The following is a 547-nucleotide window of genomic DNA, read 5'->3' on the forward strand; positions in this document are numbered from 1 at the left end:
ATCTACGGCAGCCACTACCGCTCCCACCTGCCTGACTCTCTSGACCGGCTCCCCGCCCAAGCCGCCGGGGCCGCACGGGACTCCGCCGCGGCGGGCCTGCACGCGGTCCTCGAACTCCCCCCGGGCACCGAGCACTCCGTGGTGGAGGCGGCCGCCTGGGAGCGCCTGGCGGTCCAGGGCCTCTCCCGCTTCCGCCATCCCCTCGCGACGGCCCGCCGGAAGGACGCCCTGGTCGTCGGCTACGGAACGCCCGCGGAGCACGCGTGGACGGGGGCTCTTTCGGCCCTGTGCAGGGTGCTGCCGTGACCGGCCGTCGAGGCAAGCGATAAGCCCCTCCGGCGATGGAGGAGCCCCGAGGCGTGGGAGCGGTCAGGGGGGACGGGCTCAGCGCCAGAGCTAAGGCGTACCGCCCGACGGAGCCTCGCCGAAGCGGGCCAGCGTCAACGCCCCGGCGACCGCCACGGCGAAGCCGAGGACGGCGAGCCACCCGAGGCCCTCCCGGGTGCGGTCCCCCAGCCAGGCCACGCCGATGACCGCAGGGCCGATC

Annotated in this window: 1 pseudogene; it reads left to right on the top strand. The window is 75.6% G+C overall.

From position 1 onward, the window contains the following. Positions 1–306 (top strand): annotated as a pseudogene (locus tag AB8Z36_RS42080) (PLP-dependent aminotransferase family protein); the annotation flags it as partial. Positions 307–547: the final 241 nt, after the last annotated feature.

Source organism: Streptomyces flavofungini, assembly GCF_041028215.1.
GTDB classification, from domain to species: domain Bacteria; phylum Actinomycetota; class Actinomycetes; order Streptomycetales; family Streptomycetaceae; genus Streptomyces; species Streptomyces flavofungini_B.